Consider the following 23145-nt stretch of genomic DNA (forward strand, 5'->3'; position numbering starts at 1 on the left):
TTGGATAATGCGCAAAAACGAAGAATTAGAGTGGTTCGAACGATTTTGTCTTAACTGGAACCGCTCTATTGCAGCCTTTTGTCGTTTCCAGTCCAAAAGGACGCGCGAAAATGCATGATCAACGACAGCCAGCGGCTGCTAGATAAAAAGCACTTTGCCCGTGAGCCTATTCAAAAAGAAAAAAAACAAGATCGACCCGAGCGAAGCCACCCGCGTCATTCGTCGTATGCTATCGGAAAACGGAAGCCAGTATAAGGCAAGCTATGCCATAGCCATCGCCGCCTCTCTTGTCGTCGGCGTATCAAATGGCGCGCTCGCCTATCTGATGAAGCCGATGATCGACAAGATTTTCTACGAACAGAAAATCGGCCTTATCTGGGTAATCTGCGGCGCAATCCTCGGCATTTTCGTTCTGCGTGGTCTTTCAAGTTATATTCAGGCCGTCGAACTGGCGAAGATCGGCAATAATCTGGTAGCGCGCTATCAGAAGCGCATCTTCGATCATCTGCTGAAGCTTGGCCTCGATTTTTATAACGATACGCGATCCGGCCATCTGGCAGCGCAAATCAATCAGAATGTGAATGGCATACGCGATTTGCTGAACATGACGATCACATCGATTGCCCGTGATTTCGTGGCGCTTATCGGTCTGATCGGCATGATGTTTTATACCGATCCGTTCATGTCGACGGTGGTCTTTCTGGTCGGCCCGCCGCTCGTTCTGGCGGTTTCTTATATTTCTCGCCGCATCAGGTCTGTCACGCGCGATCTGGTTCACTTGAACTCCCATCTTCTGGGAGCCATGCAGGAAACCGTGCAGGGTATTTCCATCGTGAAGGCCTTCACTATGGAAGACCAGCTTCGCGGCAAAATCAGCACACTGATCGATCAGGCAGAAAACAGAAGCAACAAAATCGCACGCGTTTCAGAACGCACCACGCCGATTGCAGAAATTCTGGCAGGTTTCGCCATTGCGGGCGTGTTGGCCTATAGCGGTTACAATGCGATCCTCAATCAACAGCCTCCGGGCGCAATGTTCGCCTTCATCACTGCGCTGCTTCTGGCTTATGATCCTGCGCGCCGTCTCGCACGTTTGCAGGTCGGACTGGAACGTGCGCTTGTGAATGCACGCATGATCTACGAAGTGCTGGATATCGAACCCAATCAGGGTGATGCGCCTGATGCCGTGTCACTCAAGGCCGGTCCTGGTGAAATTGATTTCCGGAACGTGCACTTCGCCTATAGCGATATCGCACCGGTCCTGCATGGCGTGAACTTCACAGCCAAGGCAGGTGAAACCACCGCTATCGTTGGTGCGTCTGGCGCGGGCAAATCGACCCTCATCAGCCTTGTGCAGCGCTTTTACGACGTCACCGACGGAGAAATCCTGTTCGACGGACAGGACATCTCAAAAGTCACGAAAGAGTCGCTGCGTCATTGCGTGGCTTATGTTTCGCAGCAGCCATATCTTTTTGAAGGCACCATTGCCGATAATATCCGCTATGGGCGCCCCAATGCGACGCTGGATGAAATCATAGAAGCCGCAAAACTTGCCAATGCGCATGAATTCATTCTTCAACAACCGCAGGGCTATGACACGCCAGTTGGCGAAAATGGCGTAACGCTTTCAGGCGGTCAGCGTCAGCGTATATCAATTGCCCGCGCAATCGTGCGTAACGCTCCGGTTCTTCTGCTGGATGAAGCCACCTCCGCGCTTGATAATGAGTCGGAAAAGCGTGTGCAGCAGGCGCTTGATCACATCATGCAGGATCGTACGACCATCGTCATCGCGCATCGTCTTTCCACCGTCGTCAATGCCGACCGCATTGTCGTGATGGAAGCCGGTTATGTTGTCGAAGAAGGCCGTCACAACGACCTGATCAAGATACCAAATGGCGTCTATGCCCGCTTCTATCAGCTTCAGAGCGGCAAGGATGACATGCTCATCGGAAATACAGGCTCGGAGGAAACGTCAAATGGCTGAGAACGCTGAAATGGGCCTCGTGGTTGTTGGGGCGAGCGGTCGGATGGGACAGACTCTCATTCGCACGATCCATGCAATTCATGGCGCACGACTGATCGGGGCTATTGAACGTGAGGGATCACCTTTTCTTGGCAGAGATGCCGGTGAGCTCGCAGGCGTGGGCAATCTCGGCGTCGAGATCACCCACGACCCACTTCCCGTCTTCGCAAAAGCTCAAGGCGTTATCGACTTCACCAGTCCTTCTGCTACGGTGAATTATGCAGGGCTCGCAGCACAGGCCCGCATCGTCCACATCATTGGCACCACAGGCATTTCCACTGACGAAGAAGAAAAGATCCGTGCCGCCGCTCGCCATGCAACAATCGTCAAGTCCGGCAATATGAGTTTGGGTGTCAATCTTCTGTCTGGCCTTATCAAGAAGGCAGCGCAAGCACTCGGGCCTGAAGATTTCGACATCGAAATCCTCGAAATGCATCACAAGCACAAGGTCGACGCGCCTTCCGGCACGGCCCTTCTGTTGGGTGAGGCAGCTGCGCAAGGACGAGCAATCAATCTTGCTGAAAAGAGCGTGCGTGTACGCGATGGTCATACTGGACCACGCGAGGAAGGCACGATTGGTTTTGCGACTTTACGCGGAGGCTCCGTCATTGGAGACCACGAAGTGATTCTGGCCGGCGAAGGAGAGCGTATCACCCTCTCCCACCATGCTCAGGACCGCACAATCTTTGCTCGTGGTGCTGTGAAAGCAGCACTTTGGGCTCACGGCAAGAAACCCGGCCTTTATTCCATGCTCGATGTTCTCGGGCTCAACGACTGATCTGTTTTTTCATCCCAACGGAGTGCTGCGATGTCTCGTACCCTCGTCCTGGTCCGCCACGGCCAAAGCGAATGGAACCTGAAGAACCTTTTTACTGGCTGGCGTGATCCAGGCTTGACCGAACAGGGCCATGCGGAAGCCAAGGCCGCTGGTCAGCGCCTGAAGGCCGCAGGCCTCAAATTCGACCTCGCATACACCTCGGCCCTGTCGCGTGCACAGGTCACCTGCCAGCACATTCTTGATGAACTCGGCCAGTCCGATCTTGAAACGATCCGCGATCAGGCCCTCAACGAACGCGACTATGGCGACCTCTCGGGACTCAACAAAGACGATGCACGCGCAAAATGGGGCGAAGAGCAGGTCCATATCTGGCGCCGCTCCTATGACGTTCCTCCTCCCGGCGGCGAAAGCCTGAAGGATACCGGCGCGCGCGTGTGGCCTTATTATCTGCACACCATCCAGCCGCATGTTCTGCGTGGCGAGACCATTCTGGTTGCAGCCCACGGCAATTCGCTGCGTGCGCTCATCATGGCGCTTGATGGCCTGACGCCTGAAGAGATCCTCAAGCAGGAACTCAACACCGGCGTCCCAATCATCTACAAGCTGAACGCCGATTCGACCGTCGCTTCCAAGGAAGTGCTTTCTGCATAATGATTTTTCGGGCGCGGACGCATTTATGCACTGCGCCCGAATTGCGTTTTCCAGGCTTTTGCAGCATTCAAAACACCAATGTGAAAAAAAGCTGATTGATTATCGAAAACGCGATTGACAGAGAGAGGCCGACCCCTTAGATGGGTCCTCGTCGCCCAGATGGCGGAATTGGTAGACGCACCAGCTTCAGGTGCTGGCGCTCGCAAGGGCGTGGAGGTTCGAGTCCTCTTCTGGGCACCATTTCCAAGTCTTCAGACCACTACCAAGGTCCGGAAGCACCCCAAAAAGCCCGCGCAAGCGGGCTTTTTTGTTGCCTGATTTTCTACTGTCCGTTTCCGTTCACCACGGCGATGGCGACCTTCTCATTGGGCAAAACATGCCCAGAGAGGGGCGCTTTTTTGAAAGTGAGTGAAACCGAAAATCGGGCGTTCAAAACGATATCGGAACTGGATCCGAAAATGAAAAAGGCCGGCTAATTGCCCGGCCTTTTTTACGCTATCGTCAGTGCTGGTACATCCGCAGTCACGACAACAGCTATGAGCCTATAGTGGGCACGATTGGTTAATAAATGGTTAACCGGCTATCGCTTCATTGCCCCACAATGCTTTGGGCCTTGCCACATGCAAGAACTCCGCGCATCCTTGTTTTGCGCAATGCGATTTGAGGGACAAATCAGATGCATCAACCCGCCTATGATATTGAGTTTGGTGAGATAATCCGCTGGCTCAGGCAACATGGCCTCATTCTGCAATCGGACCTCGAGGGCAACACTGAACTCTCAACGCGTGCGGAACGGATCGATCGTAAACGTTGTCGCGAAGCTGAACAGACGAACGATTAAGGCATTTGAGCCAAGAGTGCGTCGCGGTTTTGCGTAAGGAGCGGTTCCAACAATACAATCTTAACTGAAACTGCTCCAATGGGATCAAACAGGCTCAAGAACGATAACAATATCAGCCTGAGATAAAGCAAGAGGGGAGGAAAATGCGTCGTAAAGGCTTGCTCGATTTCGGAAGGAACGGCCTGTTCTACCGGCTGTTTTTGGTAAGCGCCATCTGCGCCGTATTAAGCAGCGTGTTGAGCCAGAATGGCGAAATACCATTCTGGCGCTGGCTACATTACCTGACCAAGCCCACCGCAACATTGCTTCTGCTCGGCGCGATCTTATGTGCGCCGCGCCTCATCTCGAAAGGCTACGGATTTGCAATCGCTCTGGGCTTGGCTTTTGCCGCTGCTGGCGATTTCTTCCTTATGCTTCCGGGCGATTATTTTCTGGCGGGACTGGTCTGCTTTCTCATAACCCACTGCATTTACATTTATGCATTGTGCCGTAAGACGCGCTTTGCTGAAAACAAGCTCGTGTTCTTGATCTTCGCATTCCTCGCAATTGCGATCATTGCGGGCCTGTGGACGTCCGTTCCATCCGCAATGAAAATTCCTGTTGTCATTTATGCAACCGCAATCAGCGTTATGGCTGCACAGGCCGTCAGTCGTGCGCGTTCAGACAAACTCGAACCCACCTTGCGCTATAGCGCGACGCTGGCGGCGGCTGGTGGTCTGTTCTTCATGGTAAGCGACACGCTGCTCGCCTTTGATCGCTTTCATGCGCCAATTCCCCTTGCTGGATTCTGGGTGCTCAGCACCTATTATGTGGCGCAATTCCTCTTTGCGCGCTCAACGGAGAATTTTGCTTATGAGCGCTGATCAAGCCGTTTCATCACAGCAAACACTGCAGACAACCTTCCAACGTCTGCGGCAAAACTGGATCAATCATCGGCCACCTTTTGAACAGCGCATTGATGACCTGCGTCGCCTGCGTAAGCTGCTTCATGAACGTCTCGATGATATGGCAAAGGCCATCAATGCGGATTTTGGAAACCGTTCGGTCCATGAAACGTTGTTGGGTGAAGCGAGCGTCGTGTTCGCCGAGATCGACCACACGCTTCATCACCTCAAGCGATGGATGAAGCCACAGCGCCGTAAGGCAGGTTGGAAACTCTGGCCAGCAAAAGCAGAGCTGCGCTTTGTGCCTTTGGGTGTAGTTGGCATCATTTCGCCATGGAACTATCCGGTCAATCTTGCACTCGCGCCACTTGTGGCAGCCATAGCCGCTGGAAACCACGTATTCCTGAAACCTTCAGAACACACGCCACATACGTCCGAGTTTCTGCGCAAACTGATTGCCGATGTTTTTCCGGATGACCGGGCAGCTGTTATTCTTGGCGATGCCAGTCTTTCAGCAGAGTTTTCTGCCCTGCCCTTCGACCATCTGTTCTTCACAGGGTCGACGGCTGTGGGCCGCAAGATTATGAAAACAGCTGCAGAAAACCTCACACCCGTAACCCTGGAGCTGGGTGGGAAATCGCCAGCGATCATCAGCGAGAACAGCACCCTTAAACGTGCAGTCAGCTCTATCGCGACAGGCAAATACTTCAATGCGGGTCAAACCTGCATTGCGCCCGATTATGTACTGATCCATCAAAGCAAACGCGATGCATTCATTGCGCTGCTACGCGAAGAAACGCAAAGGCGTTATAGTGGTGCAACAGCGGAAAATGACCGCACGACGATCATCAACGATATGCAATATGCGCGTCTTTCCAATCTGTTGCACGACGCGGAAGGTAAAAGCGAAGCCATCATTCCGCTTCTGGAGATCTCTGCCACAGCAAGCCATCCACGCTTGATGACACCAACCGTAATTCTTGAGCCAGCGCCGACCAGCGCGATCATGAATGAAGAGATTTTTGGTCCCTTGTTGCCGATTATCAGCTATCGATCACTTGATGAAGCAATTGCTTATATTCTTGGACATGAGCGACCGCTGGCACTTTATTGCTTCAGCGATAACACGGCTGAAATCGACACTGTGCTTTCGCATGTCGTTGCAGGCGGCGTCTGTATCAATGACACGCTTTACCATTTCGCCTGTGGGGATCTGCCCTTTGGTGGGGTGGGACATAGCGGCATGGGACACTACCACGGCAAAGATGGCTTCCTCACCTTCTCCAAGGCCATGCCAGTACTGACCAAATATACGCCTGCATCAACCGATATGATCAAGCCGCCCTATACCGGGCTTGCCGACCGGATTATCCGCTTCATCACACGATAGACAATGTTGAAAGCAAACTTCTCAGCAATCTGTGATCCACAAAGACTATTCAAACCGCAAAATGCCCTATTTATATGGATATGCAGAAAATTCTAGCTAACCACATGGGGCAGCAAACGGGTGCAGAAGAAAAAAGACCCAGGTCGAATTTCCAAGAAGATATTGACGGCAATCCGTAATCGACCGGGTTTCAGGCCGCTTCACACCAATGTCACTGAAGGCGATATCGTTATTGCGTCCTATAATGTCCACAAGTGCATTGGCGTCGACAAGGTCTTCGACCCTCAGCGCACTGCCGATGTCATCAGTGAAATCGATGCGGACGTGATTGCCCTGCAAGAGGCAGACAAGCGCTTTGGCGAGCGCTCCGGTCTGCTTGATCTTGGCCTGCTCGAAAAACGCCACGGTCTCGTTCCTGTACCAATTACCTCAACCATGCCGAAAGGTCATGGCTGGCATGGCAATGTGCTGTTGTTTCGCGAAGGTGTGGTCCGCAATGTCCGTCAATTGTCGCTTCCGGGCGTAGAGCCGCGTGGAGCACTCGTTGCAGACCTGCAATTTGCATCCGGCCCATTGCGTGTCATTGCCGCCCATTTGGGCCTTTTGAAACGTTCGCGTGAACAGCAGGCGGAAAGCATCCTTTCCGCCTTGCAGGAAGCCGATACATTGCCAACATTATTGATCGGCGATCTCAATGAATGGCGTATCGGCAAGCGCTCGTCGCTCGCCTCACTCATGCCGATGTTCAATCACGTGGCGACGGCAGTACCAAGCTTTCCATCGCGCTTTCCGGTATTTGCACTGGATCGGGTCCTGGGTACGCCACATAATCTCGTAACTGCTGTCGAAGTTCATAACACACCGCTGGCACGCACGGCCTCCGATCATCTGCCAATCAAGGCGCATCTTGATCTCAAGACAGCGGCACAGCTTCTGGAAGAGTTCAACCCGTCTCTGCTGACAAGCAATACGAGTTCGGGAAGCTGATCTTTCTAGAGCATTTCCGGATTAGGTTGAATCATTAGAAATGCTTTATCTTTTTACTTTTACGCACATCTTGTTCCGAAAACCGGCTCCCACTTCGGGATGTGCTCTAGCGTCAGAGATAAGGCGATCCGAGCCAAATGATACGGTCGATCAGACGCTCGTAGAAGGGGCGATTTTTGAGACGTGTCAGGTTCACTTCCCGGCTTACATCGATCACCCTGCCGATGCGTTCTTCCACCTGAAGCGCGATATCACGATCAAGGATTTCCATGTCGACCTCGAAATTCAGTCGCAAGGAACGCGCATCGAGATTGGAAGAGCCGACATAGGACCATGCGCCGTCAATCGTCATCAGCTTGGAATGATTGAACGCCCCGCCCGCACGCCATATGCGGCAACCACCTTTCAGCAGCTGATCGAACTGCGCCCGCATGGCGCGATCCACGAGTTTCAGATTATTCACACCGGGAACAACCACATCTACCGACACGCCGCGCCGCGCCGCAGTGACTAGCGCACTGATGAGTTCACGATCAGGCAGAAGATAGGGCGACATGATCAGGATATGCTCCTGAGCAATTGAAAACGCACCCATCATCATGCGGTGATTTGTTTCGATATTCTTGTCCGGCCCTGAACCGACAACACGGATCAGCTTGCCTGTACCGGGTGGGTCTTTTGGTGCAGCAATGCTCCAGGCATCACCCGTCAGTAATTCGCCCGTCGCAAAGCGCCAATCCTCAGACGCGACATGGAAAAGATCGGCTATCGCCGGGCCTTCGACCCGAAAATGCGTGTCAAACGCAACCGCATCACCCGCAATGGCTTTCACAAATCCGGCACGAATATTCATGCCGCCGGTGAACGCCAGTTTGCCATCAACAATCAGGATTTTACGGTGCGTGCGCAAATTGGCATAAGGCAAGCGTAGTCCCATGATGATGTTGCCATTGAACACATCAACGGAAATGCCTTTGTCTTTCAGCAGATTGACGATGCTTGGAATGGAATAGCGCGCGCCGACCGCATCCACCAGGACCCGCACTTCCACACCGCGTTTGACTGCCTCGCCCAAGGCATCGGCAAATTGCTCACCAATCGCATCCCGATCAAAAATATAGGTTTCGAGCATGATGCTGCGTTCAGCCTTACCGATAGCCTCCAGCATGTCGGCATAAGCTTCGTCGCCAGTCTCCAGCATCTTGATGCTGTTGCCGCTCGTGAAATCATAAAGACTGACGGTGTCGCCAAGGATCTTCATCGCTCCGAACTGGCGACCAAAGGCAGCGCGCACCAGATCATTCGTCGTGTCAAAATGCGAGAGGTGGTAAAGCGCAATATTCCCCATATTGTCGCGCTGATGACTAAGCGTGCTGCGTCGGATGCGGTTGACCCCCGCCAGCGCATAGACCACTGCTCCCACGATAGGCGAAAGAACAATCACGCCAACCCAACCGAGTGCCGTTCGCACCTCATCCTTGGTCATGGTCGCATGAACAGCTGCAATCGCTCCAAGAACGACCGACAGGACCGCCAGAATATGCGGCCAATAGTGTGAAACCAGATCAAACATCAAACTGACTTTAAGCCAAAAAAAGTTTTTACTGCAAAGACATACCGTGTTCTTCCTCTTACACCAACAGGAGATTTTTTAGCCAACTCAAGTCTCACTTCCATCTCTGGCTAAATCTTTCAATTGCCTTATATTGTTGGTCGGGAATTCAAATTGAGGGACATCTTATGGCAACTGCACAGAATGACTTTAATCGTCCTATCGTTCCAGCCGAAGTCTCAGCCAAGTGGGGTTGGTTTATTGCACTCGGCGTCGCACTTCTGATCCTTGGCGGCATCGCTTTCGGCAATCTCGTGCTCGCGACAGTCGTTTCAGTCTACTATGTCGGCATCATGATGCTGGTTGCAGGCGTGATCGAAATCATCCACGCCTTTGGTGTGAAGACATGGGGCGGCTTCTTCTTCTGGCTGCTAAGCGGCCTGCTTTACGCGGCAGCTGGTATTGTCGCATTCGTCAATCCGATTCTAGCCGCGGGCGTTCTGACCTTCCTTCTGGCGGCAGCACTTCTGGGTGCGGGCGCATTCCGCATCTGGCTTGGCTTTAAATCCAAACCCGCAGCCGGTTGGGGCTGGATTGTAGCAGCAGGCGTCATCACGCTTTTAGCCGGTCTCGTCATCGCACTGAAATGGCCGGTCAACAGCCTGTTCATTCTCGGCCTGTTCCTCGCTATTGATCTTATTTTCCAAGGCTGGTCATTCATTGCTTTCGGCCTCGGCATCAAACGCTGATAACAGTACCAGGCAATCTAAAAAGCGGCGTGTTACACGTCGCTTTTTCATTTCAACTCGACCTTTTGGCCAATGACTGCTAGATGCTGCGCAACATCTTCGCAGCGCGCGTTTCGCGCCGCCCACACTTTGCCATTACGAGTTTCTTCATGTCCGCTGATCATCCTGTTTCAAAGCGCCGTACCTTCGCGATCATCGCGCACCCGGATGCTGGTAAGACCACGCTAACCGAAAAGCTGCTGCTGTTCGGCGGCGCTATTCAGCTTGCCGGTGAAGTGAAGGCCAAGAAGGACCGCATCCAAACCCGTTCGGACTGGATGAACATCGAACGCGACCGCGGTATCTCGGTCGTTACCTCGGTGATGACCTTTGAGTACAAAGACTGCATCTTCAACCTGCTTGATACGCCGGGCCACGAAGACTTTGCTGACGATACCTACCGCACGCTGACAGCCGTGGATTCCGCCGTCATGGTTATCGATGCCGCAAAGGGTATCGAGCCACGGACGCTGAAGCTCTTTGAAGTCTGCCGTATGCGCGATATTCCAATCGTGACCTTCGTCAATAAGATGGACCGAGAAGCACGCGACCCACTCGAAATTCTCGATGAGATCGAAGAAAAGCTGGCGCTCGATACTGCCCCAATCACATGGCCAATCGGCTCTGGCAAAAGCTTTGCCGGCACCTATGATTTGCACAATAATACCGTGCGCCAGAAGGATGCCGAAGAGCAGCCAACCAAGGTCAGCGGACCGGAAGAAGCAGCCAAACTTCTGCCCGAAAACGAACGTCAGGCATGGATCGACAGTCTGGAGCTGGCGCAGGGCGTTTGTCGCCCATTCGATCTCGAATCCTTCCGCGAAGGCCATATGACGCCAGTCTATTTCGGCTCGGCGCTCAAGAATTATGGTGTACGCGACCTGATCGAAGCGTTCTGCGATTTCGGCCCTTCACCACGCGACCAGCAGGCGGATAGCCGCATGGTTGGTGCAACCGAAGCGAAAATGACCGGCTTCGTATTCAAGATTCAGGCCAATATGGACCCGAACCACCGCGACCGCATCGCATTCCTCCGCGTTTGCTCGGGCACACTTTCGCGCGGCATGAAGGCCAAACTGGTCCGCACCGGTAAACCAATGAGCCTGTCCGCACCGCAGTTCTTCTTTGCCCGTTCGCGCCAGATTGCCGATGAAGCCTTCGCAGGCGATGTGGTTGGCATTCCGAACCACGGAACCCTGCGCATCGGTGACACGTTGACCGAGGGCGAAGACATCCTGTTCCGTGGTGTGCCAAACTTCGCACCGGAAATTCTGCGCCGCGTCCGCCTTGACGATGCGATGAAGGCAAAGAAACTGCGTGAAGCGCTTCAGCAGATGGCGGAAGAAGGCGTTGTGCAGCTCTTCGTGCCAGACGATGGTTCACCGGCAATTGTCGGCGTTGTCGGCGCGCTCCAGATCGACGTTCTGACCGAACGCCTCAAGATCGAATATTCGCTGCCTGTTGGGTTTGAAATGTCGCGCTTCTCTATTTGCCGCTGGATTACTGCGGAAGACCCAGCAGAACTTGACCGCTTCATTGCCTCGCATCGTGCCGACATCGCGCATGATCTCGACAATGATCCGGTCTTCCTCGCCCAGAACGGCTTCTCGCTCAACTACGAAGCCGAGCGCTGGAAGGCGATCCGCTTTGCCACGATCAAGGATTATCAGGTCCGCGACAAAGCTTGATGAATTCAATTACCCCATCCGCAGATGCGTCAGCTTCTGCGGATTGCGGATCAAATAGACGGCGCGGATCAATCCGTCCTTGATCTCGACAGCGGCCACTTGCGGCAGCCCATCGGCTTCAAGACTCATATGGCCGGGCAAGCCATCAAACAGCGCAAAATGATTGACGGCAGGCACCAGCCCCTCGGTCTTGCGTGCGATGCCCTCATAAAAGCGCATGATCTTTTCACGCCCGTAAATCGGGTTAAGCGCTGCATTGCGGATACCACCACCGTCGGAATACATCACGACGTCTTCCGCCAGCAGCCCTTTCAGCGCCGTCATGTCGCCGCTGCGGGATGCCTGAAAGAAAGCCTCAGCAATTGTCCGGCCACGATCCTCCGTCATGGAGAACCGCGTCTTCTCCTGCCGGACATGACTGCGCGCACGGCTTGCCAGCTGGCGACAGGCCACAGCATCGCGATCAAGCACACGCCCAACCTCGTCAAAGCCCAAATCGAACACGTCATGCAAAAGAAATGCCGCCCGCTCCAGCGGCGACAGACGATCAAGCGCCATCATCAGCGTCAATGTGATGTCATCGCTGCGATCTTCTTCGTCCTCGACAAGCGGTTCAGGCAACCATGTGCCGGGATAGGTTTCACGCCGCACGCGTGCTGATTTCAGATGGTCAAGCGCAAGACGACTGACCACGCGCGTGAGCCAGCCCTGCGGCTCGCGGATGGTTTCCCGATCAGCAGCACTCCAGCGCAGCCATGCATCCTGCACAATGTCTTCGGCTTCGGCATGGGTGCCAACCATACGATAGGCAATGCGGATGAGCCGAGGCCGCAAGGCCTCGAACACACCCGCATCACTCATATTTGGCTCAAGCGGCAGCTGCATCGGTTTTGACCGGGTGCACGAGACGGAAACCAACCGCGATGCGGTTCCATGCATTGATAGTGGTAATCAGCATGGTCAGATTGACGATCTCTTCGTCTGAGAAATATGCTTTCAAAGCATCAAAATCCTTATCCGGTGCGCCCGTCTGCGCCAGCAATGTCAGCGCCTCGGTCCAGCCAAGCGCTGCCCGCTCCCGCGCAGTATAGAGCGGTGATTCACGCCAAGCAGCAACCAGATAAAGGCGCTCTTCAGTTTCGCCAGCCTTCCGCGCATCAGCCGTATGCATATAGATACAATAGGCGCAGCCATTGATCTGAGAAGCACGGATTTTCACCAGCTCATAGAGGCTATATTCAAGTCCGGATGCGGCAACGCGCTTTTCCAGCTCCACCATTGCCTGCATGATCTGCGGTGCGAAAGTGTAAGGCGCAAGTCTCTGTTCCATGATCTCTTCTCCTTGATGTTGACCCGTGTTGGTCGCTCATCATCAGGACGAGATAGCTGCATGCGAATGTGACATGCCCCCATAAAAAAATCAGCTTTTTATTTCGAGAAGCGCGGCTGCAATTTTTTCTGCAAGCTTTTCAGCGACTTGCTCCTTGCTCATTTCCGACCACTCTTCGATGCCAGTGCGGCTCAAAATGCGCACGCGATTGCGATCTCCGCCCATCACATCGCCAGACACGTCATTGGCAACGATCCAGTCGGCACCCTTCTTCTCCAGCTTACGCCCGGCATTGGCGAGCACATCCTGCGTTTCCGCTGCAAAGCCAACCACAAGACCAGGACGTTTGGCACTATGACCAACTCCTGCCAGAATATCCGGGTTCTCAACCATGCTGAGCGTTGGTGCGCCCTCGCCGGGCTGTTTCTTGATCTTCTGGTCAGATGCACTGGCGGTTCGCCAGTCGGCAACTGCTGCCACCATCACGGCGGCATCAGCCGGTAAATGGCTTTCTACTGCCGCCTGCATCTCCCGCGCTGTTTCAACATGGGTGACGTTGACGCCCTGCGGATCAGGGATCGTAACGGGACCCGAAATCAGATGCACCGTGGCACCCAACTTCATGAGCGCGGCGGCAATCGCATGGCCTTGCTTGCCCGAGGAACGATTAGCGATATAGCGTACCGGATCAATCGGCTCATGCGTCGGCCCCGACGTCATGACAATTGTTTTGCCTGCAAGCGGTCTTGCCTGTGGCGCAAGCAGATTTTCAATGGCGGCCACGATCATGAGCGGCTCGCTCATGCGGCCTGTACCAGCCTCACCACTTTCCGCCATCTCACCCTTTTCAGGACCAATGAATTGCACACCGTCTTTTTCCAGTGTCAGGCGGTTGCGCTTCGTTGCCGGATTTTCCCACATGGCGGGATTCATTGCAGGTGCAACCAGCACCGGAACTTTGCGAGCAAGCAACACAGCGCTTGCCAGATCATCGGCAATTCCATTTGCCATTTTGGCCATCAGGCCAGCGGTCGCGGGAGCCACGACGATCAGATCGGCATCACGCGCAAGACGGATATGGCCGACATCCTGTTCGTCTTCACGCGAGAAAAGATCGGTAAACACATGATCGGCAGCAACTGCACCAATGGTCAGCGGCGTCACAAATTGCTGTGCGGCTGCCGTCATCAACGGGCGAACATGCGCGCCACGCTCCCGCAGGCGGCGGATAAGATCAGGCGTCTTATAGGCCGCAATCCCGCCGGAGATGATGAGGAGAATATGTTTGCCCTGCAATAAACCCGCAACAGGCGGCGAGGCAGTGGCTTGAGGCTTTGCCTCTTCAAGTCCACCCAGCAGAAGCCGTGCTTCTTCTTCCATCGAGCGCCCGTTCTGGGCAGCCCTCACACGCAGCCGCTCTTTCGCTGCGTCATCAAGATTGCGGATTGTGATACTGGCCATTTGATTGCACCGGCTTATTGCTGATGCAATCAATGAAATCACTCTTTTGTTGAATAATCAACAAACAGGTGTTCTAAAGCTCAATATAAAGCTTGATCGCAATCGCAGCCAGTGAAATTGCAATCACGACCTGCGCGATACGGCCCCAGCGTGAATGCCGCGCCTCGGCCTTGCCAATCGCTTCCGCCGTCGCTTCATCAAAGCGCAGGCCATTAACCGCCATATCATCGAGTGCAACCGATGCACGCTCCACGCGCGCCACCAGTTCCGGTGTCTTTCGGGTAAAATGCAGCAGTGCATAGGCACTGTCTTTTGCATCGAGCAACATGCCCTGTGGCCCCAGATTCTTGCGGATCCAGTCGCCAACGACAGGTTCTGCTGCCTTCCACATGTTGAAATGCGGATCGAGTGTGCGCGAAACACCTTCCACGACCACCATTGTCTTCTGAAGCATCAGAAGCTCTGGCCGCGTTTCCATGTCGAACAGTTCGGTGACTTCAAACAGCAGCGTCAAAAGCTTCGCCATGGAAATGGTTTCAGCTGGCTGGCCATGGATCGGCTCGCCAATAGCGCGGATTGCCTGCGCAAAGCTCGCCACATCATGGGTATGCGGCACGTAGCCTGCCTCAAAATGCACTTCCGCCACGCGAATATAATCGCGGGTGATGAAGCCATAAAGAATTTCCGCCAGAAAGCGCCGTTGCTGCTTGTTGAGCCGTCCGGTGATGCCAAAATCAACTGCAACGATCATGCCCTGCGGATCAACGAACAGATTGCCCGGATGCATGTCGGCATGAAAGAAGCCATCACGCAGCGTATGGCGCAGGAACGACTGGATCAGTGTTTCGGAAAGCTTTTTCAGATCAAAGCCTGCCGCTCTCAGCCCTTCGATGTCCGACATTTTAACGCCGTCGATCCATTCGAGCGTCAGAACATCGCGACCCGTGCGCTCCCAATCAACATTGGGAACGCGGAAGCCTGCATCGTCCTTGATATTCTCTGCAATCTCGGAAAGTGCCGCCGCTTCGAGCCGCAGATCCATTTCGATGCGCGTGGTCTGTTGCAGCGTTTTTACCATCTCGACCGGGCGCAGGCGCCGCGTAAATGGCACATGGCGCTCCTGCATGCGGGCAACCATGAAGAAACTCTCCAGATCATGCGCGAAACGCTGACGCACGCCGGGACGGATAACCTTGACCGCAACCTTATGCGGCGCGCCATTTTTCATGACATGCGCCGGATGCACCTGCGCCATGGATGCCGCCGCAATCGGCGCTTCGAAACTCACATACAGATCATCAATCTTGCGACCAAGAGAACTCTCGATTGCGGCAACGGCCTCAGCCTGCGGGAAGAAGTCAAGCCGATCCTGCAACAGTTCAAGATCAGCAGCAACATCCTTGCCTACAATATCAGGACGCGTTGCCAGAAACTGGCCAAGCTTCACATAAGAAGGGCCAAGCTTGTTCATCGCACGCGAAATGCGCTCGGAACGAGGCGCATCTTTCGCGCGCTTACGCGCAAGCATCTTCGCAACCTTATGCCCCAGCGCTGGCAGACCCGCGGCCTCATCAACCGGCAGGGAACTCAACACACCTTCGCGCGCCATGATCCAGCCAGCACGCATCAACCTCAGAGCCGCAGAAATATTGCTCATATCGGACTCAGAGCTTCCAGCCGGAATGAAGTGCTGCGATACCGCCAGTAAAATTACGATAGCTCACACGCTCGAAACCCGCCTCGCGGATCATGCGTGCAAAGTCTTCCTGCTTGGGGAATTTGCGGATCGATTCGACCAGATAGCTGTAGGAATCGGCATCGCCCGTAATCATCTTGCCAATCTGCGGGATAGCCCGAAACGACCACTGGTCGTAAACCTTGTCGAGAAGCGGCAGTTCCACTTCGGAAAACTCAAGGCACAAGAAACGACCGCCTGGCTTCAGCACGCGATAGGCTTCTGAAAGTGCCTTATCGATATGCGGGACGTTACGGATGCCGAATGAAATCGTGTAAGCATCGAAGCTGGCATCTTCAAATGGCAGCTCTTCCGCACTGGCTTCAACAAATTCGAGATTGTCGGCAAGCCCCTTCTTGATGGCACGTTCACGACCGACGCCAAGCATAGAGCCATTGATATCCAGAATGGTGACTTGTGCCTGTCGACCGGAAGCTTCGACAATACGGAATGCAATATCACCGGTTCCGCCTGCAACGTCGAGTGATGTCCAGCCCGGACGCTTTGACGGTGCCAGCCAGCCAATCATCGCATCTTTCCAGACACGATGCAGACCACCGGACATGAGATCGTTCATCACATCGTAACGCTTGGCAACCTTATGGAAAACGTCGTTGACCAGCCCCTGCTTGGCATCTTCATCGACCGCTTTGAAGCCGAATGAATGCTCCATGCCACCTTGCGCGCCCACGCGGTCCGCATTGCCGTTCTGCTGGCTCATAACTCATCCTGCCGGTTCATGTGCGAAACGAAGCCGATCTCCGTTTTCCGTTTGCTTGATGCATATAAAGCTTGTACCGGACGATACAAGCACAGACCGCCAGCCGATACCCCTTTTGTGATCTCCACTTGCGCATCTGTGCAAAATGTTCAAAGAAATAGAAAACTGTGCGTGCGCGCCTGCCACGCGTTTTCTCCGGCTTGATTAGCCGTTACAGTCGATAAAGATAACAAGAAAAGTGGAAACAACATGGGCGTTAATGTCGTCAGCCATCCGCTTGTCCAGCACAAGCTCACCATTATGCGCAAGCGCGAAACCTCGACCGCCAGTTTCCGGCGTTTGCTGAAAGAAATATCGCTGCTGCTTTGCTATGAAGTGACGCGCGATCTCGAACTGACCACCATGCATATCGATACACCGATGATGCCAATGGAAGCGCCTATCCTCGAGGGAAAGAAGCTGGTCTTCGCCTCCATCCTGCGCGCAGGCAATGGTCTTCTCGAAGGCATGCTGGATTTGGTGCCCGCTGCACGCGTGGCTCATATCGGCCTCTATCGTGACCATGACACGCTGCAGCCAATTGAATATTACTTCAAGGCCCCGGAAGATATCGTCAATCGCCTCATTATCGTGGTTGATCCAATGCTTGCCACCGGACATTCGGCCATTGCAGCTATCGATAAGCTGAAAGAGCGCGGCGCAACCAATATCCGCTTCCTCTGCCTGCTCGCAGCACCCGAAGGCATCGAACGTTTCACTGCAGCCCATCCGGACGTCGAAGTGTTCACAGCTTCCATTGATGAACGCCTCGATGAAAAGGGCTACATCGTTCCCGGTCTTGGTGATGCCGGCGACCGTATGTACGGCACGAAGTAAGTTTCAACCTTACGATAAACGGCTCATTGATCCGCGTTCTGACTGCTCAATAATTGGTATTGAGTGGTCGGCGCGGATTTTTTATCTTCTCAGGAACAGAAGAGATGGAAGATTGATTATGTCCACGGACACACGCCTGACAGAACTCGAGATAAGGGTCGCCGAGCAGGAGAAGACCATTGAGGAGCTTTCATCCGTGCTGGCTGAGCAGTGGAAGACGATTGATCAACTAAACAAAAAGCTGTCGGCGCTGACAGATCGCTTTCTGACACTGGAAGAGCAAACGGCTCCCGAAATCCCCGTCACCAAGCCCCCGCACTGGTAAGATCATGATTGAGATTATAACGCTTGCTGACCGGCCCGACTTTGCCGCAACGTGCGCCAAATGGAACCACAAGGAATGGGGATATTTGTCAGGCGCAACCGAAGACGATATCGTTTCCGGCCTACAGGATATCATCCATTCTACTGACAGACAGGCAGCCCGTGCAGCACTATGGAAGGGCGAACTCGCCGGATTTGTCCTGCTGATCCACAATGATCTGGATAGCCATCCTCATCTCAAGCCGTGGGTTGCGAGCCTGCTCGTTGCACCAGAATACCGCGGGAGAGGAGTTGCGAAGGCTCTTATGGCCGCAATCGAAAGCGCCGCCCGAGAATTCGGCTATACTGAAGCCTATCTTTATACGGACAAGCCCGACCTATATCGCAAAATTACCTGGATCGACTTCGAAGAACTGAAGGGTGACGACGCAGGCATGTTAATTATGCACAAGGAAATCGCGCGGGGTTAATCGCGCGATTCTTTTACATCTCTTACGATGCTGCTGGTATCGGACAGCTCACGCCAGTGCCGCGCAAACCGCAATAACCGTTCGGATTCTTGGCCAGATACTGCTGATGATAATCTTCCGCGTAGTAGAACGTCGGAGCATCAGCAATTTCCGTCGTGACGGGTCCAAGACCGCGAGCAGCAAGTGCATCCTGATAGACGCCCCTGCTCTTTTCCACGGCTTCACGATCTGCTCCGTCAAAGGTATAAATCACAGAACGGTAAGTCGTACCGATATCGTTGCCCTGTCGCATTCCTTGCGTCGGATCATGCTCTTCCCAAAACAGCGACAACAGTTCTCCAAGGCTCACAACCTTTGGATCGTAAACCACCAGAACCACCTCGGCATGCCCGGTCAGACCGGTGCAGGTTTCCTCATAGGTCGGGTTTGGCGTAAGGCCGCCCGCATAACCAACGGCAGTTAGGTAAACACCTGGAACCTGCCAGAAAAGCCGCTCAGCCCCCCAGAAACAGCCCATACCAAACATGACCTGCTTCATGCCCTCAGGCCATGGACCTTTAAGCGGCTGACCAGACACGAAATGCCTCGAAGCCGTAGGGATAGCGTCTCCACGGCCTGGCAAGGCGTCGTCCTGCGAAGGCATTTCAATCTTCTTGCGATAGCTGTCTAGGAAACCCATTCAACACCTCCTGAGGCGCACCGAATATGTGCGCAATCCTCGTGTATAAATTCACGACCAGTCATCATGCCTGCCAACCGGCTTCAAGCTCACGCACTGAAAATGCCCAACGGCTTCTCACGACGATGACCAGCTATGTAAAACAGAAGTGCAAGGACACCGAAAACGAGCCAGCCGGGCTGTTCAAGCACGGGAAGCACCAGCCTGTCCCACGCTGCTGATCCTATATAGTGCGTCACGAATGCTTCTGCAGCCCCCAGCATCTCGGGCGCGCCGCGTTCCCAGATCTCGAGAAGAGGTTTGGTCACCAACTCCGACGCCCCAACAGAGCGCGCACCATCTAGAATGGCAAAGATGACGCCTAATGCCAGAAACAAAACCGCGAAACTGCGCAAAACAAAACGGAACACGATTCTCTGCCTTTGAATTTACACGTCCGCATCATGCAAAAATGCGCGCCATTTGCCATTCAATCTATGTGTTATCAGTCACTAAATTATAGCACAGACCGACTATTACGCCCAAGGCGCGGAAACCTCCAAAACAGCTTCCGCATTATATGTAACAAAAACAGTAAGTTAGATAAGTTTTCATAAACTTCACACAGGCCAGAATAAATTAAAGCGAAAACTGGCAAATAGCAGTTGAACATATGCGTATTCTGGCTATATTGCGCGCCGCACCACCTGTTTTGGCAACTAACCAATGCCTGATTTGAAAAATGGTGGTGCGTTTGCAAGAGTTCTTACCGCAACGGCGGATTTCAAGACAGCAAATCAGACGGAGAGGTGGCCGAGTGGTTGAAGGCGCACGCCTGGAAAGTGTGTATACGGGGAACCGTATCGCGGGTTCGAATCCCGCTCTCTCCGCCAGTTCCTAAAACCAACAACTGTCGACGCAATTCGCTTTGTACAAAAGCTTATATCCATCACACCGATGTGTATATTCTTTGGACACTCCACACTTTGCGCATGGCCTCCATTATCCTATTTTCGCGTGGGTTTGGTTTGGAGATGACAGACTTTCACTCGCTCACCGTTTTTCCTCTTGCGCCACACACAGCCCTCTTTTCTTGGCTGCCCTTTATAACGATAAATCTCCGCGCGATGCTTGCTTTTATAAGTCTGGTTGGAGAAATCGTGGCCGCCAATACGGACATTTTTGCCAAGACGAACTTCGGCATTTGTTGGCATGCTGAACATTGTCAGCAACGAGCAAATCAAAACGAACGAGACAGGCTTCATCAGATAGTCCTTAACCGCGACTACCCCCCATATCAGGAAATTCGAGGCCATTGTGGGATGAATCCTTGAGGCTCAGGTCTTAACAGCTTGATTGAACGTGTTGCGCTTGGCCGTGGTCTTGATCCGGACCAGCCTATGAACCTCAACAAAGTCACGGAAACCGTCTAGCTTTTCCGCACATTTACGTGGCCTCCAGAGTTAGCCTCACGGAGGTTTAAAAATAACGTAGCCCCGGTCAACTCTTGTTGCCGGGGCTTTTCTCTATGCAGATAGCGGTATCGTTTTGGACCAGCCTTTAAGGGTTTAATTGCCTGGTCTTTGGCTTCCAAAGATGCTGATTGCCGTTGCATGGGGGCTTGGAGTTGCATCCTTGCCGATCCTGCACCAGGCACTATTTTCAGACGCGGAACGCTGCGGCTTTTATGCTGTTTCTTATTTGTCTCTTGTTTGATTTTCGGTGCGGGTTTTGTCGTTTTGTGTCGCGTTTTGTGGTGTCGCTCTGGTTGTTGGCGGCTGGATGGGATTAAATTCCGGGTGCGTGCAGGCAACAAAAAAACCCGCCTTGGGGCGGGTTGTTTTTTGGTTGCGGGGGCAGGATTTGAACCTGCGGCCTTCAGGTTATGAGCCTGACGAGCTACCGGGCTGCTCCACCCCGCGTTAAGGGCTTAATTTGTATGACCGGATTTGGTATTTTTTGCGCTTATCGCTGATGAAAGCTGTTTTGTATGATTATGAGAAGATGTTGATGATTTGTGTGCTTAGCAGACCTGGCAGCGACCTACTCTCCCGTGTCTTAAGACAAAGTACCATTGGCGCTGGAGCGTTTCACGGCCGAGTTCGGAATGGGATCGGGGTGCAGCCGCTCCGCCATAACCACCAGGTCGGCGAAGAACACAAATATGAGAAGCTGGTTGTCTTTCGTGCAGATAATAAAACGATATCAGTTTAAGCGTTTCGAAGCGAAGCTTCGCAAGGCCGACTGGCCGTCGCCGATGTTTCGGCGTGCTGTCCGCAGGCTAGCCTGACGTTAGTCAGGCGCTCAGCCGTAAGGACATAAACTAAACTAATATCTATCGAACTTGGTTCGATGGATATTGTAAATGAGAATGATCAAGTCGATCGAGCTATTAGTACCGGTAAGCTACATGCGTTGCCGCACTTCCACACCCGGCCTATCAACGTGGTAGTCTTCCACGGCTCTGATAGGGAATACTCGTTTTTAGGTGGGTTTCCCGCTTAGATGCCTTCAGCGGTTATCCCGTCCGTATATAGCTACCCTGCTATGCCGTTGGCACGACAACAGGTCCACCAGAGATACGTCCATCCCGGTCCTCTCGTACTAGGGACAGATCCTATCAATATTCCTACACCCACGGCAGATAGGGACCGAACTGTCTCACGACGTTCTGAACCCAACTCACGTACCGCTTTAAATGGCGAACAGCCATACCCTTGGGACCTGCTCCAGCCCCAGGATGCGATGAGTCGACATCGAGGTGCCAAACAACCCCGTCGATATGGACTCTTGGGGGTCATCAGCCTGTTATCCCCGGCGTACCTTTTATCCGTTGAGCGATGGCCCTTCCACGCGGGACCACCGGATCACTATGACCGACTTTCGTCTCTGCTCGACTTGTCAGTCTTGCAGTCAGGCAGGCTTATGCCATTGCACTCGACGAACGATTTCCGACCGTTCTGAGCCTACCATCGCGCGCCTCCGTTACTCTTTAGGAGGCGACCGCCCCAGTCAAACTACCCACCATACACGGTCCTGGACCCGGATAACGGGCCGCAGTTAGACATCCATATAGATAAGGGTGGTATTTCAAGGATGACTCCACAATGGCTGGCGCCACTGCTTCAAAGTCTACCACCTATCCTACACATGTCGACACGAATGCCAGTGTAAAGCTATAGTAAAGGTGCACGGGGTCTTTCCGTCTAACCGCAGGAACCCCGCATCTTCACGGGGAATTCAATTTCACTGAGTCTGCGTTGGAGACAGCGGGGAAGTCGTTACGCCATTCGTGCAGGTCGGAACTTACCCGACAAGGAATTTCGCTACCTTAGGACCGTTATAGTTACGGCCGCCGTTTACTGGGGCTTCAATTCAATGCTTGCACATCTCCTCTTAACCTTCCAGCACCGGGCAGGCGTCAGACCCTATACGTCGTCTTGCGACTTCGCAGAGCCCTGTGTTTTTGGTAAACAGTCGCTACCCCCTGGTCTGTGCCACCCTCCAATAGTTGCCTATAGAAGGGTCACGCTTCTTCCGAAGTTACGCGTGCATTTTGCCGAGTTCCTTCAACGCAGTTCTCTCAAGCGCCTTGGTATTCTCTACCAGTCCACCAGTGTCGGTTTAGGGTACGGTCTATATGCAGGAGCTATTTCCTGGAACCGCTTCGCTGCACATTCAATCCAATAAGAATGTACAACACACGCAATCCGTCACTACCTGCAGGCCCACGAATATTAACGTGGTTCCCATCGACTACGCCTTTCGGCCTCGCCTTAGGGGCCGGCTAACCCTGCTCAGATTAACTTTAAGCAGGAACCCTTGGACTTTCGGCGAGGGAGTCTCTCACACTCCCTTTATCGTTACTCATGTCAGCATTCTCACTTCCGATACCTCCAGGATGTCTCACGACTGTCCCTTCACAGGCTTACGGAACGCTCCGCTACCACGCACATACGTGCATCCACAGCTTCGGTGTATGGCTTTA

At 53.5% G+C, this 23145-nt stretch carries 21 protein-coding genes, 3 tRNA genes and 2 rRNA genes (1 of these 26 cut by a window edge); 14 read left to right on the top strand and 12 right to left on the bottom strand.

Going from position 1 to position 23145, the window contains the following annotated elements:
• The first annotated feature begins 160 nt into the window (after window positions 1-160).
• From C9380_RS09895 to C9380_RS09925, 8 genes are all read left to right on the top strand, one after another.
• Entirely contained in the window at window positions 161-1984 is a 1824-nt protein-coding gene (locus C9380_RS09895) for an ABC transporter ATP-binding protein (RefSeq protein ID WP_128093464.1), read from the top strand.
• The gene (gene dapB / locus C9380_RS09900; RefSeq protein ID WP_100558626.1) at window positions 1977-2801 is read left to right on the top strand and encodes a 4-hydroxy-tetrahydrodipicolinate reductase; all 825 of its coding nucleotides are present in this window, start codon (window positions 1977-1979) and stop codon (window positions 2799-2801) included. Before C9380_RS09895 ends, dapB begins: the two co-directional genes overlap by 8 nt.
• A 30-nt stretch (window positions 2802-2831) precedes the next feature.
• Window positions 2832-3452 (top strand): 2,3-bisphosphoglycerate-dependent phosphoglycerate mutase, encoded by a 621-nt coding sequence (locus tag C9380_RS09905; RefSeq protein WP_024899231.1) that lies wholly within the window; start codon window positions 2832-2834, stop codon window positions 3450-3452.
• A 153-nt stretch (window positions 3453-3605) separates the two neighbouring features.
• Window positions 3606-3692: transfer RNA gene (locus tag C9380_RS09910), tRNA-Leu, on the top strand.
• A gap of 436 nt (window positions 3693-4128) precedes the next feature.
• A complete protein-coding gene (locus C9380_RS26800; RefSeq protein WP_164844640.1) occupies window positions 4129-4293 on the top strand; it encodes a hypothetical protein in 165 nt (54 codons plus the stop codon).
• Between the two features lie 143 nt (window positions 4294-4436).
• Window positions 4437-5156, top strand: coding sequence for a lysoplasmalogenase (locus tag C9380_RS09915; RefSeq protein ID WP_128093465.1), 720 nt, complete (start codon window positions 4437-4439; stop codon window positions 5154-5156).
• Entirely contained in the window at window positions 5146-6567 is a 1422-nt protein-coding gene (locus C9380_RS09920; protein ID WP_111786120.1) for a coniferyl aldehyde dehydrogenase, read from the top strand. The genes C9380_RS09915 and C9380_RS09920 overlap by 11 nt, the downstream gene beginning before the upstream one ends.
• Window positions 6568-6687: 120 nt before the next feature.
• Window positions 6688-7554, top strand: coding sequence for an endonuclease/exonuclease/phosphatase family protein (locus tag C9380_RS09925; protein ID WP_024899228.1), 867 nt, complete (start codon window positions 6688-6690; stop codon window positions 7552-7554).
• 112 nt (window positions 7555-7666) lie between these two features.
• Here C9380_RS09925 and cls read toward each other — a convergent pair whose 3' ends face one another.
• Complete coding sequence (cls, locus tag C9380_RS09930; protein ID WP_024899227.1) at window positions 7667-9127, bottom strand: cardiolipin synthase; 1461 nt, start codon at window positions 9125-9127, stop codon at window positions 7667-7669.
• A gap of 167 nt (window positions 9128-9294) precedes the next feature.
• On the opposite strand from cls, the gene C9380_RS09935 reads away from it, so the two are divergent.
• Together C9380_RS09935 and C9380_RS09940 are read left to right on the top strand one after the other, a co-directional pair.
• Window positions 9295-9855, top strand: a complete 561-nt coding sequence (locus C9380_RS09935) for an HdeD family acid-resistance protein (RefSeq protein ID WP_024899226.1) — start codon at window positions 9295-9297, stop codon at window positions 9853-9855.
• Window positions 9856-10004: 149 nt separating this feature from the next.
• Entirely contained in the window at window positions 10005-11582 is a 1578-nt protein-coding gene (locus C9380_RS09940) for a peptide chain release factor 3 (RefSeq protein ID WP_024899225.1), read from the top strand.
• A gap of 9 nt (window positions 11583-11591) precedes the next feature.
• On the opposite strand, the gene C9380_RS09945 is transcribed toward C9380_RS09940, so the two are convergent.
• From C9380_RS09945 to ubiE, 5 genes are all read right to left on the bottom strand, one after another.
• Window positions 11592-12467, bottom strand: coding sequence for a sigma-70 family RNA polymerase sigma factor (locus C9380_RS09945; protein ID WP_210249753.1), 876 nt, complete (start codon window positions 12465-12467; stop codon window positions 11592-11594).
• Window positions 12451-12912 (bottom strand): carboxymuconolactone decarboxylase family protein, encoded by a 462-nt coding sequence (locus C9380_RS09950; RefSeq protein WP_111786119.1) that lies wholly within the window; start codon window positions 12910-12912, stop codon window positions 12451-12453. The genes C9380_RS09945 and C9380_RS09950 overlap by 17 nt, the downstream gene beginning before the upstream one ends.
• Before the next feature lie 90 nt (window positions 12913-13002).
• Window positions 13003-14373, bottom strand: coding sequence for a bifunctional phosphopantothenoylcysteine decarboxylase/phosphopantothenate--cysteine ligase CoaBC (coaBC, locus tag C9380_RS09955; protein ID WP_170289487.1), 1371 nt, complete (start codon window positions 14371-14373; stop codon window positions 13003-13005).
• Window positions 14374-14446: 73 nt separating this feature from the next.
• Complete coding sequence (ubiB, locus tag C9380_RS09960) at window positions 14447-16030, bottom strand: 2-polyprenylphenol 6-hydroxylase (protein WP_128093466.1); 1584 nt, start codon at window positions 16028-16030, stop codon at window positions 14447-14449.
• A 7-nt stretch (window positions 16031-16037) separates the two neighbouring features.
• Entirely contained in the window at window positions 16038-16829 is a 792-nt protein-coding gene (ubiE, locus tag C9380_RS09965; RefSeq protein WP_111786117.1) for a bifunctional demethylmenaquinone methyltransferase/2-methoxy-6-polyprenyl-1,4-benzoquinol methylase UbiE, read from the bottom strand.
• A 249-nt stretch (window positions 16830-17078) separates the two neighbouring features.
• Here ubiE and upp point away from each other — a divergent pair, with 249 nt between their 5' ends.
• The 3 genes from upp (at window position 17079) to C9380_RS09980 (ending at window position 18499) form a co-directional block, all read left to right on the top strand.
• Complete coding sequence (gene upp, locus C9380_RS09970) at window positions 17079-17705, top strand: uracil phosphoribosyltransferase (protein ID WP_024899219.1); 627 nt, start codon at window positions 17079-17081, stop codon at window positions 17703-17705.
• A 118-nt stretch (window positions 17706-17823) separates the two neighbouring features.
• The gene (locus tag C9380_RS09975; RefSeq protein WP_024899218.1) at window positions 17824-18030 is read left to right on the top strand and encodes a SlyX family protein; all 207 of its coding nucleotides are present in this window, start codon (window positions 17824-17826) and stop codon (window positions 18028-18030) included.
• Between the two features lie 4 nt (window positions 18031-18034).
• Entirely contained in the window at window positions 18035-18499 is a 465-nt protein-coding gene (locus C9380_RS09980; protein ID WP_128093467.1) for a GNAT family N-acetyltransferase, read from the top strand.
• Window positions 18500-18521: 22 nt separating this feature from the next.
• On the opposite strand, the gene msrA is transcribed toward C9380_RS09980, so the two are convergent.
• The gene (gene msrA / locus C9380_RS09985; RefSeq protein WP_128093468.1) at window positions 18522-19178 is read right to left on the bottom strand and encodes a peptide-methionine (S)-S-oxide reductase MsrA; all 657 of its coding nucleotides are present in this window, start codon (window positions 19176-19178) and stop codon (window positions 18522-18524) included.
• 89 nt (window positions 19179-19267) lie between these two features.
• Window positions 19268-19588 carry a hypothetical protein gene (locus tag C9380_RS09990; protein ID WP_128093469.1) on the bottom strand — a complete coding sequence of 107 codons (321 nt, stop codon included), beginning with the start codon at window positions 19586-19588 and terminating at the stop codon, window positions 19268-19270.
• Between the two features lie 372 nt (window positions 19589-19960).
• On the opposite strand from C9380_RS09990, the gene C9380_RS09995 reads away from it, so the two are divergent.
• Window positions 19961-20050, top strand: a tRNA-Ser gene (locus C9380_RS09995).
• 114 nt (window positions 20051-20164) lie between these two features.
• On the opposite strand, the gene C9380_RS10000 is transcribed toward C9380_RS09995, so the two are convergent.
• The 4 genes from C9380_RS10000 to C9380_RS10015 form a co-directional block, all read right to left on the bottom strand.
• A complete protein-coding gene (locus C9380_RS10000) occupies window positions 20165-20422 on the bottom strand; it encodes a hypothetical protein (protein WP_128093470.1) in 258 nt (85 codons plus the stop codon).
• A gap of 580 nt (window positions 20423-21002) precedes the next feature.
• Window positions 21003-21079: transfer RNA gene (locus C9380_RS10005), tRNA-Met, on the bottom strand.
• A gap of 108 nt (window positions 21080-21187) precedes the next feature.
• Window positions 21188-21303 (bottom strand): 5S ribosomal RNA (rrf, locus tag C9380_RS10010).
• A 225-nt stretch (window positions 21304-21528) separates the two neighbouring features.
• Window positions 21529-23145, bottom strand: a 23S ribosomal RNA gene (locus tag C9380_RS10015) (it continues 1299 nt past the right edge of the window).

Origin of the sequence: Brucella pituitosa (assembly GCF_003049685.1) — a bacterium.
In the GTDB taxonomy this organism is placed as follows: domain Bacteria; phylum Pseudomonadota; class Alphaproteobacteria; order Rhizobiales; family Rhizobiaceae; genus Brucella; species Brucella pituitosa.

Excerpts from the sequence above, each read along its gene's own strand:
- dapB (WP_100558626.1), top strand. The coding sequence starts at position 1,977 with ATGGCTGAGAACGCTGAAATGGGCCTCGTGGTTGTTGGGGCGAGCGGT.
- C9380_RS09905 (WP_024899231.1), top strand. The coding sequence starts at position 2,832 with ATGTCTCGTACCCTCGTCCTGGTCCGCCACGGCCAAAGCGAATGGAAC.
- C9380_RS26800 (WP_164844640.1), top strand. The coding sequence starts at position 4,129 with ATGCATCAACCCGCCTATGATATTGAGTTTGGTGAGATAATCCGCTGG.
- C9380_RS09915 (WP_128093465.1), top strand. The coding sequence starts at position 4,437 with ATGCGTCGTAAAGGCTTGCTCGATTTCGGAAGGAACGGCCTGTTCTAC.
- C9380_RS09920 (WP_111786120.1), top strand. The coding sequence starts at position 5,146 with ATGAGCGCTGATCAAGCCGTTTCATCACAGCAAACACTGCAGACAACC.
- cls (WP_024899227.1), bottom strand. The coding sequence starts at position 9,127 with ATGTTTGATCTGGTTTCACACTATTGGCCGCATATTCTGGCGGTCCTG.
- C9380_RS09935 (WP_024899226.1), top strand. The coding sequence starts at position 9,295 with ATGGCAACTGCACAGAATGACTTTAATCGTCCTATCGTTCCAGCCGAA.
- C9380_RS09940 (WP_024899225.1), top strand. The coding sequence starts at position 10,005 with ATGTCCGCTGATCATCCTGTTTCAAAGCGCCGTACCTTCGCGATCATC.
- C9380_RS09945 (WP_210249753.1), bottom strand. The coding sequence starts at position 12,467 with ATGCAGCTGCCGCTTGAGCCAAATATGAGTGATGCGGGTGTGTTCGAG.
- C9380_RS09950 (WP_111786119.1), bottom strand. The coding sequence starts at position 12,912 with ATGGAACAGAGACTTGCGCCTTACACTTTCGCACCGCAGATCATGCAG.
- coaBC (WP_170289487.1), bottom strand. The coding sequence starts at position 14,373 with ATGGCCAGTATCACAATCCGCAATCTTGATGACGCAGCGAAAGAGCGG.
- ubiB (WP_128093466.1), bottom strand. The coding sequence starts at position 16,030 with ATGAGCAATATTTCTGCGGCTCTGAGGTTGATGCGTGCTGGCTGGATC.
- ubiE (WP_111786117.1), bottom strand. The coding sequence starts at position 16,829 with ATGAGCCAGCAGAACGGCAATGCGGACCGCGTGGGCGCGCAAGGTGGC.
- upp (WP_024899219.1), top strand. The coding sequence starts at position 17,079 with ATGGGCGTTAATGTCGTCAGCCATCCGCTTGTCCAGCACAAGCTCACC.
- C9380_RS09975 (WP_024899218.1), top strand. The coding sequence starts at position 17,824 with ATGTCCACGGACACACGCCTGACAGAACTCGAGATAAGGGTCGCCGAG.
- C9380_RS09980 (WP_128093467.1), top strand. The coding sequence starts at position 18,035 with ATGATTGAGATTATAACGCTTGCTGACCGGCCCGACTTTGCCGCAACG.
- msrA (WP_128093468.1), bottom strand. The coding sequence starts at position 19,178 with ATGGGTTTCCTAGACAGCTATCGCAAGAAGATTGAAATGCCTTCGCAG.
- C9380_RS10000 (WP_128093470.1), bottom strand. The coding sequence starts at position 20,422 with ATGAAGCCTGTCTCGTTCGTTTTGATTTGCTCGTTGCTGACAATGTTC.